Raw genomic sequence first — 17,593 nt, forward strand, 5'->3', positions numbered from 1 at the left:
CACTAAGAATTTAAGAGAAAGAATATTATATAATTATGACAAATAGATTTATACCATATATCATTTTATTAGGATTTGTTTTTTTTCTGAATTCATGTGCAGTAAAAGCTGATAAGATTTATAAGGAATCGGACATTAAAATTATCCCGAAGGTTGAAAAATTACAATTAAATTCTGGTGCTTTTAAATTTAATGAAGATACTAAGTTTGTTGTTTCAAATGAAGCTGAAAAAGTAGTAGCAAATATATTAATTGAAAAGTTTAAAACGGTTGCAAATTGGGATTTACAGTTTACCACCAAGTCACCTAAAAACAATTATTTAGAGTTTAAATTTAATAAAGCTTTAAAAGCGGAATCTTACCTGTTAAACGTTAGTAAAACAGCTATTAATATTGAAGCTTCAGACAATTCGGGATTCCTATATGCTGTGCAATCTCTTCGTCAACTATTACCTCCAGCAATTGAAAGTAAAGAAAAGGTAACACAAGTAATTTGGGAAATTCCTAGTGTGCAAATAGAAGACGGTCCGCGTTTTAAATGGCGTGGATTAATGCTAGATTTATCGAGACATTTTTTCGATAAAAATTACGTTTTAGAAACCATTGATGCCATTGCTTTACTTAAAATGAATGTATTGCATCTTCATTTGGTGGATGATCATGGGTGGCGCATTGAAATAAAAAAATACCCAAAGCTAACCGAGGTGGGCGCATGGCGAGTGGACCAAGAGGACGTACCTTGGGCTTCTAGAACAAAAAATAATCCTGATGAAAAAGGAACTTATGGTGGTTTTTTGACCCAAGAAGAATTAAAAGAAATAGTAGCTCATGCACAGTCTAGAGGTGTTGATGTTGTTCCAGAAATTGAAATGCCAGCCCATGTTTCAAGTGCTATTGCCGCTTATCCGGAATTGTCATGTTTCGAAAAACCAATTGGCATACCGTCTGGGGCTTTGTGGCCCATAACAGATATTTATTGCGCTGGTAAAGAACATACGTTTCATTTTTTAGAAGATGTTTTAAGCGAAGTTATGGATATATTTCCTTCCAAATATATTCATATTGGTGGAGATGAAGCCACAAAAACCAATTGGGAAACTTGCAAGCATTGCGCAAAACGAATTAAGGATGAAGGGCTTCATGATGTGGAAGAATTACAAAGCTATTTTGTAAAACGAATAGAGAAATTTATTAATTCTAAAGGGAAAAAGCTTATTGGTTGGGATGAAATTTTAGAAGGTGGCCTTGCTCCAGATGCTACAGTTATGAGTTGGCGTGGTTTTAAGGGTGGTCTTGAGGCGGCAGCACAAGGTCATGATGTTATTATGACCCCTACTGGCTTTTGCTATTTTGATTATTATCAAGGAACACCAAAATACGAACCAGTTGCAGCAGGACCAGTTACAACCCTAAGTAAGGTGTATCAATTTGATCCCGTGGTTGATACCATGACAGAGGCTGAAGCAAACCATGTATTGGGAGGGCAAGCAAACGTATGGGCAGAACATATTCCCACCGAATCACATTCACAGTATATGATATTTCCTAGGTTAACAGCTCTAGCAGAAACTGTTTGGAGCACTAAAAAATCAAGGAATTGGAACGATTTTTCAAATCGTATACCTAGTATGTTTAAGCGTTTTGAATACCTTGGTGTTAATTATGCTAAAAGTGCTTATTTAGTTACATCTAAAGTAAAATCTAATCCTGAAAATAAAACAGTGTCATTAGTTTTATACAATGAGTTTCCAGAATCTGATATTAGATATACTTTAAATGGAGAAGATTTAAATACTAATGCAGTACCATTTTTATCACCTATCGTTATTGATAAAACTACAACTGTTAATGCCTCATTGTTTAAAAATGATAAACCTGTGGGTATTATTTTTAAGGATACCATTAAGTTTCATAATGCAGTATCTAGTAGAGTCCATTATGCATCTAATTATCATGATAGATATCAAGGTTCGGGAGCATTTAATTTAGTCAATACGCTGCGGGGATCTAAGAATTTTCGAGACGGCAGATGGCAGGCTTGGTTAAATAAAAATGCAGAAATTACTATCGATTTGGAGACCGAAAAAACTATTAATCTAGTGACTATTGGTAGTATGGAAAACCAAGGTAATGCAATTTTTTATCCTACAAAAATAGAAGTATGGACTTCCACAAACGGAAAGGATTTTACAATTCAAAACACAATTAATAGAGCTTACTTACCAAATACAGAATCAGAACTTAAGTCGTTTGTCATAGACCTTGAATCTCATAATGCAAGGTTTGTAAAAGTAAAAATTAGCTTAAACGAAAAGGTTAGAGAACGTGGCGAAGGATGGATTTTTGTAGATGAAATTTTAATAGATTAACCTTAAATTAAGCACTAACTTTATATAATGAAAATCAAGTTTTTTTTAATATGCTTATTATCTAGCCAATTAATTAGTCAGGCTCAAGAACTAACTAAATTTGTAAACCCATTTATTGGTACTTCAAATTTTGGAGCTACCAATCCTGGAGCTATTGCACCTAGAGGCATGGTAAGTGTATCGCCGTTTAATGTTGCAGGCAAACAAAATACATTAGAGAAGGATAGTCGATGGTTATCCAACCCGTATGTTAAAGAAAATACATTTTTAACGGGCTTTTCTCATGTTAATTTAAGTGGTGTAGGTTGTCCAGATTTAGGAGTTATTTTATTAATGCCAACTACGGGCGAATTAGAAACTAATCATTTAAAATATGGGAGTACTTATACCAATGAAGTCGCTAAGGCTGGTTATTATAGTACCAAATTAGAAAAGTATAATATAAACGTGGAAACTACAGCATCACTAAGAACTGGAGTTTCGCGATATACTTTTCCTAAAGGAAAATCTAATATTTTATTAAACCTAGGTTTAGGGTTAACTAATGAGGAAGGCGCTTCGTTAAAAATTGTGTCGCCAACCGAAATCGAAGGTATGCGAAGTGTAGGGTCGTTTTGCTATTATAAACCAGAAGAAGCTTATCCTGTATATTTTGTGGCTAAATTTAGTGAACCTGCTGCTCGTTTTGGAGTTTGGAAAAAACCAAAAGCTTATACCGGTGAAGAAGCAAAATGGATGCCATACAATGGTGAAACCCGAATAATGGAAGGCTATAGAAAAGACGTTGTAGGCGATAGTATTGGGAGCTATTTTAGTTATGATTTTGAAAAGCAAACTGCTGTAGAAGTTAAAATTGGTGTCTCTTACGTAAGTATTGAAAATGCAAGAGAGAATTTAGAAAAAGAGACCTTGAATGCTTCCTTTGAAGACGTATATAATAAAACCAAATTGGATTGGAATAATCAATTGTCTAAAATTAAGGTTGAAGGAGGATCAGAAGATCATAAAACCATTTTTTATACCGCTTTGTATCATACGTTAATTCATCCAAATACTTTAAATGATTTCAATGGGGAATATCCAAGTATGGCAACACGAGAAACTTTAAAAACAGATGGTACCCGGTTTACTGTTTTTTCATTTTGGGATACCTACAGAAACTTACATGCCTTAATGTCTCTAGTGTACCCAAAACAACAATCTAACATGGTAAAAAGCATGTTAAGTATTTACAATGAAAGTGGTTGGTTACCAAAATGGGAATTAAATGCTACCGAAACCACAACTATGGTAGGAGACCCAGCAGGAATTGTTTTAGCAGATACTTATTTAAAAGGGATTCACGATTTCGATATTGAAAAGGCTTATGAAGCTATGCGAAAAAGTGCTACACAATTAGAAAATAACCCTTTACGCCCAGGAATAAAAGAGTATGTGTCTAATGGATATTTAACAACTAAAAATAGCGGTTCGGTTTCAACCACACAAGAGTATAATATTAGCGATTACGCCATAGCGTTGTTAGCAAAACGATTGGGTAAGAAAGCCGATTATAAACGCTTTATTAAACAATCCATAACCTATAGAAATTTATACGATAACAATTTAAAACTATTAAGGCCTAAAAAACCCGATGGCTCTTGGTATGAACCTTTCGATCCCTTGGCTGGTGCAAATTTCACCAAAAATATTGGTTTTATAGAGGGTAATGCATGGCAATATGCTTTTATGGTTACGCATGATACTAAAGGTTTAATGAAGTTAATGGGCGGTAGTAGTAGCTTTACCAAGCAACTTCAGCAAGTATTTGATTCGAATCAATTTGACATGGCAAACGAACCAGATATTGGCTATCCTTATTTGTTTAATTATGCAAAGGGAGAAGAATGGAGGAGTCAAAATATGGTGAGAAAATTAGTTGCAGAATATTTTAAAAACACACCCGATGGATTGCCAGGGAATGATGATACCGGAACCATGTCTGCTTGGTTAATTTATAGTATGATGGGGATTTACCCTATTTCTCCAGGCGAGCCTTTTTATACAATTACGGCACCCATGTTTGACAAAGTGACTATTCAGTTAGATAAAACTTATTATAAAGGAACTCAATTAATTATTACCAAAACTGGTAATGTGGACGGTAAAATAAATAATATTCAGCTAAACGGTAAAACTCATAAAAGTTACTTTGTAGATCATTCCGACTTAGTAAAAGGAGCAGTATTAAATATAAATTTGAAATGAAAAGAAGCCTATTAATTTTATTAATATTGGCAATTAGCCAATCTTCTTTATGTGCTCAAACGGGGCTAGAGAAAAAAGTATTTACAGATCAGTTAATTAATTTTGGCAAACCTGATAGTACAAATATAGATCCCGAGGTCATAAGGCTTCAGGGCGGTAGGGTAGTTTTAAAAAAAGTTACTGTTCCTGTTTTTTCTGAAGGTACCGATGTTAATTTGAAACTCATATTAAAATCTAATGGTGATAAATGGGATAAATCAGGATCTTGTTTTGTAATAACCAATCCAGAACTAATATCAATTATTGACGCTTCAAAAGGGGCTGCAAAATTCCCTAAAGGCTCTTATATGAGTGAAAAACACGGTGGTGTTTTATCAACGGAAAATTATAAAGCTCCTTTAGAGTTATTACGTTTTATGACGCCATTTGGAGTAGGTCACTATAGTGATAATAAAGTAAAATATAGAAGGCCTGTATACATTCCAAAATGGGAAAAAGAAGTAGTTTGGAATCAGGATATTTCGCATTTAGAAGACGTAACTACTGGAACCTTTTATATAGGTGTTTTCATCGATTGTTGGGTTAAGGAAGGCTATAAAATAGATTTAAGCTTAAGTTATTCCGGACGCGCAAAAAAGAAACAAAAAGCAATGCCTTTAGTAAACGCCTTAAACTATGTTAAAGGGCAAGGCTTACCTCACTTTTTTGCTGAAAAACCTTTAAATTATGAGTTTAGTGTGGATAAAAACATCAAAAATGTCAAGTTACACTACATCACAACTGGACATGGCGGACATAGTGGTGGCGATGAGTTTATTAAAATTAAGAATAGTGTTTATTTTAATAATGAATTAGTTATAGATACTATTCCTTGGCGCGATGATTGTGCTTCTTTTAGAAGATTTAATCCACATTCTGGCGTTTGGATACGTAAAGATTCAACGTATACAAGGAATAGGGAAACCAAACAAAGAGAGTTAATCGAAATTAAAGAACGTTTAGCGTCTTCCGATCTTTCAAGATCTAATTGGTGTCCAGGTTCTAAAGTAGAGCCTTTTGAAGTAACATTAGGTAATTTGGTTGCTGGTAAACACCACTTAAAAATAAGTATTCCTGCAACTAAAGCAGAGGAAGGTAAAGCAAATCATTGGTTGGTTTCTGCATATATTACTTACGAAGAAGAATAATACCATACCAACACCTTTTCAGATTTGTTATTGGTCGAACTAATTTTTGTTAAAAAGATTTTGTTATTTAATTTATCTTTTCATTTATAGTTAGTTTTGTTTTAATAAATAGTTATCTGAAAGGAGTTTTTTTAACAGATTTCTCCTTTCATAACTATTTAGAATTCATTTCTAAACCAATAAAAATATCAAGCCTATGGTGTCCTTAAGTACTTTAGATTACTTCTTAATAATTTTATTTTTTACCATAACATTATCCATCGGAATAATTGTTTCAAAAAAAGCTGGTAAAAATTCATCTGAGTTTTTTTTATCAGGTAAAACAATGCCCTGGTGGTTATTAGGGGTATCGATGGTAGCAACAACCTTTTCTACCGATACACCAAATTTAGTAACCGACATTGTAAGAACAAACGGCGTATCTGGAAACTGGGTATGGTGGGCATTCTTAATAACCGGACTTCTTACCGTATTTGTGTATGCTAAACTTTGGAGAAAATCTAATGTAAATACCGATATAGAGTTTTACGAATTTAGATACGGAGGTAAACCAGCGAGCTTTTTAAGAAAGTTTAGAGCTATTTATTTAGGGGTTATTTTTAATATAATAACCATGTCGGCTGTAACCTTAGCAGCCATAAAAATAGGTGGTATTATGTTGGGTTTAGAGCCTTGGCAAACTGTAATTAGCGCAGGAGTTATTACGGTGGCTTTTAGTGCCCTTGGTGGTTTTAAGGGAGTTGTTTATACCGATTTTATTTTATTTTTCGTGGCTATGGGTGGTGCAATAGGCGCTGCTTATTATTTGGTAAACCTTCCTGAGGTTGGTGGAATTCAAGCAGTAATGGCAAACGAAAATGTAGCTGATAAACTCTCAATCTTACCAGATTTTAGTAATAAAAACGCCTTAATAACGTTATTTATTATTCCTTTGGCAGTGCAGTGGTGGAGCTCATGGTATCCAGGAGCAGAACCTGGCGGTGGTGGTTATATTGCGCAACGTATGTTAGCTGCTAAAGATGAAAATCATGCTATTGGAGCCACGTTCTTTTTTAATATTATGCACTATGCTTTACGTCCTTGGCCATGGATTTTGGTAGCTTTGGCATCTTTAGTTGTTTTTCCAGATTTAGCAAGTATACAAGAAGCGTTTCCTAATATTGCAGATGATAAGCTAGGGCACGATTTAGCATACTCAGCAATGTTAACTAAATTACCAAGCGGATTATTAGGCTTAGTATTAGCATCTTTAATTGCGGCTTATATGAGTACGATTTCAACACAATTAAATTGGGGATCATCCTATATTGTTTTCGATTTCTACAAACAACAAATAAACCCAAATGCATCAGAAAAAAAGTTAGTAGCAGTAGGTAGGCTTTCAACCATCGTACTTATGGTTTTTAGTGCCGTTTTAGCATTGTTGTTACAAAATGCGTTACAATTATTTGAATTGCTATTAGTATTTGGAGCGGGAACAGGCCTTATATTTATTTTACGTTGGTTCTGGTGGAGAATTAATGCTTGGAGTGAAATAACAGCCATGTTTGCTTCAGGTATAATTTCAATATTATTGAAACTTACACCATTAGGCGCTTTCTTATTCGATTCAGAAACTGGTGTGTTTGAAGATTATTTACAGTATCCATTTGTGGTGTTGGTCACTACAATTATATGGTTGGCAGCCACGTTTATGACAGCTCCAGAAAGCAAAACTGTTTTACAAGGTTTTTATAAAAAGATTCAACCAGGTGGTCCAGGTTGGGAAAAGATAGTAAAGGAAGCCGAAGCCGAAAATATCAATATAAAAGATACAAATGAATCTTGGAGTGTGCCTTCAGGGATTTTGGCTATGCTTTTAGGATGTGTATTAATTTATAGCTGCATGTTTGCAACAGGATATTGGATTTATGGCGATTATACTTATGCTATAGCTATTACCATTTTAGCAATAGTATCAGGACTGCTGTTAAAACAAACTTGGAAGAAAATTAAAACAAACATTCTATAAAACTATAATGATGCAAATTCTTAATCAAAATAAAGGAACTTTTTTAAGCGCATTGCTTTGTGTGGTATTGCTTTTTAATGGTTGTAAAAATGAAACTAAAGAAGAAGTAGAAGTTGCTAAAAAACCAAATATTGTTTTTATAATGAGCGACGATCATGCTTACCAAGCTATTAGTGCTTATGGTCATGGTTTAAATAACACACCAAACATTGATAGAATAGCAAAAGAAGGCGCAATTTTTAATCGAGGTTTCGTAAACAACTCAATATGCGCACCAAGTAGAGCCGCAATGCTTACCGGTAAACATAGTTTTAAAAATGGTAAAGTAGATAATATTCATGCTTTTAACTGGGATCAAGATAATTTTGCTAAAGCCTTGCAAAAAAACGGATATGAAACAGCATTAGTAGGTAAAATACATTTAGATGGGTTACCACAAGGTTTTAATTATTCAAATGTACTTCCTGGACAAGGGCAATACTATTCTCCAGAATTTATTGAAAATGGTGAGAAGAAAACCTATCCAGGTTACATAACACATGTAACTACAGATCTTGCTTTAAACTGGTTAGACTCTAAGCGAGATAAAGACAAGCCGTTTATGCTAATGTATCATCAAAAAGCACCTCATAGAACATGGATGCCAGAAGAGAAATATTTAACTTTAATGGATAGTGTAACTTTTAATCCTCCGTCAAATTTCTTTGATGATTATAAAGGTAGGCCAGCAGCAGCAGGTCAAGAAATGAGCATCTATAAGGACATGGACTTGGTTTACGATTTAAAAATGTTGGATAAAGAAGGTGAGCTTAAAACGCAATATAGAGGAATGTTCCAAAAGAAATATGATAGGATGACCAATGAGCAAAAAGCCGCTTGGGATGCTTATTATGAACCTATTATTGCTGATTTTAAATCGAAAAATTTAAAAGGTAAAGATTTAGCCATTTGGAAATATAATAGATACATGCACGATTATCTAAGAACAATTCAATCTGTAGATGATGGTGTTGGGCAAGTTTTAGATTACTTAAAAGAAAATGGTTTAGAAGAAAACACGATTGTTGTTTATACTTCAGATCAAGGTTTTTACCTAGGAGAACATGGTTGGTTCGATAAACGCTTCATGTATGAAGAATCTTTTAGAACACCAATTTTAATGAAATATCCTAAAGAAATTAAACCAGGAACAGTAATTGATGAGTTAGTTCAAAATATTGACTTTGCACCAACATTTTTAGATTATGCAGGTGTAGAAATAGATGAATCCATTCAAGGAGAATCGTTAAGAAAATTGGTAAATGGAGAAGCTAGCGAATGGCGAGATGCTATTTATTATACCTTTTACGAATATCCTGCAGAACACAAAGTAAAACGTCACTACGGTGTTAGAACCGATAAGTATAAGTTAATTCATTTTTATTATGATATTGATCAATGGGAATTATACGATTTAGAAAAAGACCCTACAGAAATGAATAACGTATACGAGGCTTCGGAATATGCTTCAGTAAAAGAAGAGATGCATAAGCAACTTGAAAAGATGAGAACAAAGTATGGTGATAGCGATGCTTTAAACCAAGAAAATTTAGATAAGTACTTGTCTAAAAAAGGAATTAAAAAACACTAAAAATAAAATAAAGCTAAAAACGTAAGACTACTCGATATGAAATTAAAATTAACAGGTGTTTTCGTAGGTATATTTTTAATATCAATAAAACTATACAGTCAAGATATATCTGTAAATCAGTATAATGTTTCATGGACCGAGAAGAGTAAAATAGCATCAGATGCGATGCCTCTAGGTAACGGGACAACCGGAGCTTTAATTTCTGTTCTAGAAAACGGTAATATCTGGATTTCTGTTAGACATATTGATGCGTGGTCTGAGGCTCACCGACTATTAAAATTAGGAGATGTCGAAATTAAGGTATCTCCAAATCCATTTAATACGACATTCAAACAGGATTTAATTTTAAGCGAAGCAGCAATTTACTTAGAGGGTGAAAATGGGTTTAAATCTAAAATATGGATTGACAAAAATAACAATGTTATTCATGTTGAAAATGATTCTGATTCAAAATTTAAGCTCGATGTAAAACTTCATAATTGGAGAGATGAAGCTAAAATTATTAATGAAACCAACCTAAAAGGTATTCCTGATGGTATTACGGAATCTCCCGATGTTATTGTTGATAATAATGAAAAGGCTATTACATGGTATCATAGAAACGAATCGACTAAAGCTTTTGATTGGACCATTAAAGCTTTAGAAATTCCAAAGACTGAAAATCTAGATAATGTTTTAGAAAATCGAACTTTTGGTGCTATGGTAGTAGGCGATAAAATGTCGAATACATCAGATACAACAATGATGTCAAAAGCAGGAAAGTGTAATCATTTAAAAATTTATACACTTAATAAACGTACCGAAACTGCTGATAATTGGATTCAAGAAATAAAAAAATCATCTTTAACAAAAGAAAACCTAAATGCCAATTGGAAAGCCCATACCACTTGGTGGAATAACTTCTGGAAAAGTAGTTACATTCAGCTAACAGGGTTTAAAGAAGCGAAACAAACAAGTGCTGGCTATGCTTATACCATGTACCTAAATGCTATGGCAGGAGAAGGTGAATTTCCAATAATATGGAACGGCTCTATGTTTGCTCCAGATTTAAATGAAGTTCTACAACGTAATCATACAGGTATAAAACATTTTAAAGATAAAGACCACCGTTCTTGGGGTAATTTAATGCTGCATCAAAATGTGCGTTTGCCGTTTTACTCTATGAATGCAGCGGGACAGTTTAAATATACAGATCCTTTTATAAATACTTACATGAGAGGTTTTGATTTAATGAAAGAACATTCTAATACCGTTTTTGGTCACGAAGGAACTGTAATAAGAGAGTCTACAACACTTTGGGGAGTTATAGCTCCAGGGGTTTATGGTGTAGATAGAAAAGGGTTAGAGCCAGGGCAACAACAATCGCAATGGCACCGAACACATTGGAATGCAGGTTTAGAAGTGGCTTGGTATTTATCGGAGCGTTATGATTATACGTTAGATGAAGATTTTGCTAAAAAAGAATTTATACCATTTGCCTCAGAAATAGTTAAGTTTTTCGACGTGCATTGGCCACATAAAGATGGCAAATTATATTTCCCAGATGTGCATGTTTTAGAATCATTTAGAAAGGCAGATAATCCTATGCCATTTATAGCAGGATTAAAATCTGTATTACAACGTTTATTAAAACTACCGGAGCATTTAACAACAGAAGTAGATAGAACGTATTGGAAGGCATTATTAACACGAGTTCCAGAAATTCCAACAAGAGATAGGAATGGTATTAAAATTTTAGCTAATGCGGAAGTTATAAAATCTAAAAAAGCAAATGTAGAAGTAGCCGAATTATATGCTGTATTTCCATATCATTTATATGGTGTTGGTTTGCCCGATTTAAAAATGGCGCAAGACACTTATAAAAATAGAACCACTTTGGTTGATGATGTTGGAGGCGAAAATCCAAAATGGGCACCAGGTTATATTCGTGGTGGTTGGCATCCAGAAGCCATTATGGCAGCCATGGTTGGTTTAACGGATTCAGTTCAAAAAGAGGTAACATGGGCGTTATATAGACCAGTTCCAGAACAACGTTATCCTGGTTTTTTTATGTCTACGCATGATGGGACTCCCGATGTTCAACATTCATCGGTTGCTGCAACAGCATTACAGCGTATGATTTTACAAAATGTAGAAGATAAAATAGTGTTGCTGCCTGCTTTTCCAAAAAATTGGGGCGGCGAGTTTAAACTTTATGCTAAAAGAAATACGCTTGTTGAAGGTGAAATAATTAATGGTGAAATTAAAAGCTTAAAGGTAACGCCTGCAAGTCGTAAGAAAGATGTTTTTATAGGCCAGAAATTAGAAGTTCCAAAGCCTGAAATTTGGAAAACAAAGTAATTATAGATTAGCCTTATTATAAACAATATAAAAGATCAAATTAATAAACATGAGTAATACTAAAAGCCTAATTAAATTTGTTTTATTAATACTTTTTGTAAGTATTAATGCGTGTAAGGAGGAGGCAAAAAAAGAAACGGCACACGAAGAAATTAAAAAACCAAATATACTTTTCTTATTTACAGACGATCAAAGAGGTGGTACTATTGGTGCGATGGACAAATACAACGTTCAAACTCCAAATATGGATCAACTTGTTGAAAACGGAACCTCGTTTACAAATTCATATATTTTAGGAGCTACTACGGCGGCTGTATGTTCACCAAGTAGAGCAATGTTAATGACGGGGCGTCATTATTTTAACATAGAGCCTAACGTATATGCACAATTTGCTTTTCCAAAAGATGAAAAAGGTAAAAGTGATAAACTAACGTTTCCAGAATATTTTAAATCTAATGGGTACACAACCTTTGCAACAGGAAAACAACATAATGGCGAACCATGGATAGAGCGTGGATTTAGTTTTGTTAAGTCTGCTTTTTTAGGAGGAATGACAAGGCATTTTGGTACAAAAGTAAAAGATTATACTCCTGAAACAGGATGGTCTGAAGGATATAAAGATGATAATAAATTTAGTAGTGAAGTTTTTGCAGATGCTGCGGTTGGTTTTATCGATTCTTATAAAAAGGAAGATCCATTTTTAATGTATGTTGCATTTACAGCACCACACGATCCTCGTACAGCACCACAAGAATTTCATGATATGTATCCTGCAGAGAATATAGCATTACCAGAAAATTTTATGGCTCAGCATCCATTTGAAATTGCCGACGATCATATTAGAGATGAGGTGTTAGCTCCGTTTCCAAGAACTGAAGCTATTGTTCAAAAAGAAATTTCAGATTATTATGCGATGATAACTGCTACCGATGTACAAATTGGCAGGGTGTTGAAAGCATTAAAAGATTCTGGGAAAGCAGATAATACTATTATTGTTTTAGCTGGAGATAATGGTTTAGCATTAGGTCAGCATGGTTTATTAGGAAAACAAAATGTTTACGAGCATAGTGTAAGCGTACCAATGGTTTTTGTTGGGCCAAATATTCCTAAAAATCAAAAAAATAGTGCGTTTGCTTATTTACACGATATTTTCCCTACGCTTTGTGGTTTAACAGGATTAGATATTCCTGAATCTATCCAAACAGAAGATTTAACACCAGTAATTAAAGGTGAAAAAGACCAAGTCAGAGAAAGTATGCTTTATGCCTATAATTCTTGGCCAGGAGAAGATTATAAGCCAAAAGTTAATAATTACGGTGGGCACAGAGCAGTGCGTAAAGGTGATTTTAAACTAATTGTGAGTGCTAAGCATGATGATTATAAATATCAATTATTCAATTTAAAAAATGATCCTTGGGAGCTTGTAAATCTTATTGAAGATGAAAATTATAATAATATTAAAGAAGAATTAAAATTAGAATTACAAAAACTGATTAAGGAAAGTGGTGATAAAGCAGATTTATCTAAAAGAGAATTCGGACTTTTTGATAACCAAGAGGCTTATAATTTCAAAACTAAAAAATAACAAAAACACCTTTTATCAACATGAAAATAAGACCATCGCTTAGCCATTTAATACTTTACACATTTCTTACTGTAATGTGTACTGCGCCGCTAACTGCTCAAGAAAAAACATTTACCTGGGATCAATTAGCAGATCAATATGAATGTCCAGAATGGTTTAGAGATGCTAAGTTTGGTATTTGGTTTCATTGGGGGCCACAAGCTGCACCAGAACAAGGTGGTGGTTGGTATGCTCGTCACATGTATATGCAAGATGTTGGTCGTCAAAAATTTGGTAAAATGGCATATCCATACCATTTACAAACTTATGGACATCCATCAGAATTTGGTTTTAAAGATGTTATTAATTCATGGAAAGCCGAAAAATTTGATGCTCAAGCTTTAATAGATTTTTCAAAAGAAAACGGAGCCAAATACATTATGGCTTTAGCGAATCATCACGATCATTTTGATTTGTTTGATTCTTCATACCACCCATGGAACTCGGTAGATGTAGGTCCTAAAAAAGATATTATTGGTGAGTTTGCAACAGCGAGTCGTAATGCAGGTTTAAAATTTGGAGTTACCAGTCACGACGATCGTTTTTTAAACTGGTGGCAACCTGCTTTTGGATCGGATAAAGATGGTGTTTATAAAGGTGTTCCTTATGATGCGCGTTTAACTAAAGCCGATGGAAAAGATAAATGGTGGGAAGGGTTAGATCCTAAAGATTTATATGGTCCTGCACCAGAAGATCGTACACCAGAAATTATTGAAGATATTAAGAAAAACTGGTTAAAACGTCACATTGAATTGGTTGATAAATACAAGCCAGATGTTTTATATAATGATGGTTTTAATTTTACCTATGGCGAGTATGGTAAAGAGGTAGCAAGAAAATTATATAACAATAGTTTAAACGAAAAAGGAGCTATTGATGCTGTAATGTTATTAAAAAGGAAAGCTAAAGGGACTGTAAACGAAGTAGAATCTGGAGGAAGTAATACGTTACGTGAAGAACCATGGCAATCTGAAATTACTTTTACAGATTGGTTTTATAAAAAAGACCGCCACCTAACTCACAATGCACGTACTATTTTAGAAATGCTCATAGAGGCCGTTAGTAAAAACGGAAACTTATTACTTAGTATGGAGTTAAATCCTGATGGAACCATTCCTCACGAAATAAAAAAGAGTGTAAAAATTGTTGGCGATTGGTTAAAAATTAACGGAGAGGCTATTTACGAAACACGACCTTGGACTATTTATGGAGATGGTAGAAGTGTAAGAGGTGAAGTTGTTGAAACTGTAGATGGTGAGTTAAGAAATGCCACAGCAAACCAAAAACATGGCGAGCATTTCAATCAACGTACCACAGCAACACCTGCCTTTTCTCATGACGAAGTACGTTACACGACAAAAGGTGACGATTTCTATATTATTGTTATGAACCCTAAAGGAGGCGATTTTCTTATGCCATCGTTCGCAAAATCTAGCGATAATAATCCGGGAACTTTAAAAGGTTTAACCCAATTGTATGATGGTAGAAAATTAGCATTCAAACAAAATAATAAAGGATTAACGGTTACTATGCCTGCTGTAAATGGCGATAGCTATCCTGTGGTATTAAAAGCAAAATTCAATAAGTAAGAGCATCATGAAAAAGAACATTGTTTTAATCTGTTTTGTATCGTTGCAATGTTTTTTCTGTATTGCGCAAGAAAATGTACCATATTTAAACCCATCATTATCTTTCGATGAGCGTGTAGACGATTTAGTATCACGAATGACCTTGGAAGAAAAAGTTGGACAAATGATGAATGATGCGCCAGCAATACCAAGATTAAAAATTCTTGCTCATGAGTACTGGAACGAATGTTTACATGGTGTTGCTCGTGCAGGTAAAGCCACGGTGTTTCCACAAGCTATAGGTTTAGCAGCAACTTTTGATGAAGCATTAATTTATAACGATGCTGTTGTAATTTCAGATGAAGCTCGTGCAAAACATCATGAAGCACAGCGTAATCAATCATACAAACGTTACGAAGGTTTAACCTATTGGACACCAAACGTTAATATTTTTCGTGATCCACGTTGGGGACGTGGACAAGAAACTTACGGTGAAGATCCTTATTTAACTTCTAGAATGGGCGTTAATTTTGTGAAAGGTTTACAAGGTGACGATGATAAATATTTAAAACTAGTAGCAACTCCAAAACATTTTGCAGTACATAGTGGTCCAGAACCTGAAAGACATTTTTTTGATGCGACAACCACAGAACGTGATTTATACGATACGTATCTACCAGCTTTTGAGGCCACAATTGTAGAAGGTCAGGCGTATTCCTTAATGGCTGCCTACAACAGATATATGGGAAAACCATGTTGCGCTAGTCACCAGTTGTTAGATGAAATTTTACGTAAAGATTGGGGATTCGAAGGTTTTGTAGTGTCAGATTGTAATGCTATTCGAGACATTCACGATTATCATAACTATGTAGATTCTAAAGAAGAAGCCGCAGCTGTTGCTGTTTTGGCTGGTACAGATTTAAATTGTGGTTCGCGCTATGAGTATTTAATAAGTGCGGTTAAAGCTGGTTTAATCAATGAAGATGAAATTGATGTGTCTTTAAAACGAATTTTTAAAGCGCGTTTTAAGTTAGGTATGTTCGACCCTACAGAAATGGTGCCTTATGCAAGTAATCCCATGGATGTTGTGAGTTCTGAAAAACACAGAGCGTTAGCACTTGAAACAGCTCAAAAGTCAATGGTTTTATTAAAGAATGAAAATAAAACATTACCCTTAAAAAAAGATGTAAAGGCTATTACCGTTGTTGGTCCAAATGCTAACGAATTAGAAGTGCTTTTAGGAAACTATAACGGATTTCCATCACAATACTTCACGCCTTTAGATGGTATTAAAAATAAAGTTTCAGAACAAACTAAAGTCTATTATGAAGCGGGTAGCGAATTAATTTCAAAAGAACCTACTTTATCATTAGTACCTACCGAATTTTTAAGTTTCAATAATAAAAAAGGATTACAGGCTAAATACTATAACAATCATGATTTTAGTGGAACACCTGTTGAAACCAGAATGGAAGAGGTTATAAATTCTAACTGGAATTTAAAACCTATTGAAGGGTTAAACGAAGCTAAGTTTGCTGTAGAATACAACGGAACGCTTAAAGTTGATGCTTCAGGCAACTATCAATTAGGATTGCAAAGTCATCATAGAGGTTACACTTTAGCTATTGATGGTAAGGTGATTGTTGATAATACAAACAAACCTAAAAGTCGTGTTATAGCAGAATCAATTCAACTAGAAGAAGGAAAATCATATGCTGTAAACATTAAATATTATCATGAAGGATATCCTGCTAAATTAAAATTCATGTGGGCTTCAGAAAATAAAACATCTTATGAGAGAGCTATAGAATTAGCTAAAAAATCAGATGTGGTTGTTTTTGTTGGTGGTATTTCACCAGGTGTCGAGGGCGAACAAATGCCAATAAATTCCAAAGGTTTTGATGGTGGTGATAAAACTAATATAGATTTACCCGAGGTACAAACCGAATTACTAAAAGCATTACATGCAACAGGAACACCTATAGTGCTCGTGCTATTAAACGGTAGTGCCTTAGCAGTAAATTGGGAAAACGATAATCTTCCAGCAATTTTAGAAGCTTGGTATCCAGGAGAACTTGGTGGACATGCTATAGCCGATGTTTTATTTGGAGATGTTAACCCTTCGGGCCGATTGCCTGTTACCTTTTATAAATCGCATAAAGACTTATCTCCTTTTGTAAATTATAGTATGAAAGGCAGAACGTATAGATATTTTGAAGGTGAAGCTTTGTATCCTTTTGGGTACGGATTAAGCTACACAAATTTTAAATATGAAGATTTGAAATTATCTAAAAATAAGATTAAAACTATAGGTGCAACCAAAGTATCTGTTAAGGTCAAAAATGTAGGTGATTTGAAAGGTGAAGAAGTTGTACAATTGTACATAAAAGATGTAGAGAGCTCCGTTAAACGACCTTTAAAAGATTTAAGAGGAATTGAAAGAGTTTCTTTAAATTCAGGAAAATCAACAACCGTAACTTTTGAGATCACAACAGAAGATTTACAGTTTTTTGATACTGAGCAACGTAAAAAAGTTGTTGAGCCAGGAATGTTCGAAATAGGTATTGGAGGGGTTTCTAATAGTTTTGAAACAGTTAATCTAGAAGTTATAAATTAA

9 protein-coding genes are annotated in these 17,593 nt (G+C 34.1%); all 9 read left to right on the forward strand.

Annotated features, from left to right (window positions below; genetic code table 11):
* The first annotated feature begins 35 nt into the window (after positions 1–35).
* Positions 36–2,369 (forward strand): family 20 glycosylhydrolase, encoded by a 2,334-nt coding sequence (locus tag ABJM36_RS00910; RefSeq protein WP_348448219.1) that lies wholly within the window; start codon positions 36–38, stop codon positions 2,367–2,369.
* 27 nt (positions 2,370–2,396) lie between these two features.
* Positions 2,397–4,616, forward strand: a complete 2,220-nt coding sequence (locus tag ABJM36_RS00915) for a GH92 family glycosyl hydrolase (protein ID WP_348448221.1) — start codon at positions 2,397–2,399, stop codon at positions 4,614–4,616.
* On the forward strand, positions 4,613–5,803 hold the full coding sequence (locus ABJM36_RS00920) for a PNGase F N-terminal domain-containing protein (protein WP_348448223.1): 1,191 nt from the start codon (positions 4,613–4,615) through the stop codon (positions 5,801–5,803). The genes ABJM36_RS00915 and ABJM36_RS00920 overlap by 4 nt, the downstream gene beginning before the upstream one ends.
* Before the next feature lie 196 nt (positions 5,804–5,999).
* Positions 6,000–7,814 carry a sodium:solute symporter family protein gene (locus ABJM36_RS00925; protein ID WP_348448225.1) on the forward strand — a complete coding sequence of 605 codons (1,815 nt, stop codon included), beginning with the start codon at positions 6,000–6,002 and terminating at the stop codon, positions 7,812–7,814.
* A gap of 7 nt (positions 7,815–7,821) precedes the next feature.
* Positions 7,822–9,444, forward strand: coding sequence for a sulfatase (locus ABJM36_RS00930; RefSeq protein WP_348448227.1), 1,623 nt, complete (start codon positions 7,822–7,824; stop codon positions 9,442–9,444).
* A 36-nt stretch (positions 9,445–9,480) separates the two neighbouring features.
* Positions 9,481–11,784 (forward strand): DUF5703 domain-containing protein, encoded by a 2,304-nt coding sequence (locus ABJM36_RS00935; RefSeq protein ID WP_348448229.1) that lies wholly within the window; start codon positions 9,481–9,483, stop codon positions 11,782–11,784.
* 49 nt (positions 11,785–11,833) lie between these two features.
* Entirely contained in the window at positions 11,834–13,369 is a 1,536-nt protein-coding gene (locus ABJM36_RS00940; RefSeq protein WP_348448231.1) for a sulfatase-like hydrolase/transferase, read from the forward strand.
* Positions 13,370–13,389: 20 nt separating this feature from the next.
* Positions 13,390–14,997 carry an alpha-L-fucosidase gene (locus tag ABJM36_RS00945; RefSeq protein WP_348448233.1) on the forward strand — a complete coding sequence of 536 codons (1,608 nt, stop codon included), beginning with the start codon at positions 13,390–13,392 and terminating at the stop codon, positions 14,995–14,997.
* A 7-nt stretch (positions 14,998–15,004) separates the two neighbouring features.
* Positions 15,005–17,593 carry a glycoside hydrolase family 3 C-terminal domain-containing protein gene (locus ABJM36_RS00950; RefSeq protein ID WP_348448235.1) on the forward strand — a complete coding sequence of 863 codons (2,589 nt, stop codon included), beginning with the start codon at positions 15,005–15,007 and terminating at the stop codon, positions 17,591–17,593.

The sequence above is a fragment of the Algibacter sp. genome, from assembly GCF_039977455.1.
Taxonomy (GTDB): Bacteria; Bacteroidota; Bacteroidia; order Flavobacteriales; family Flavobacteriaceae; genus Algibacter_B.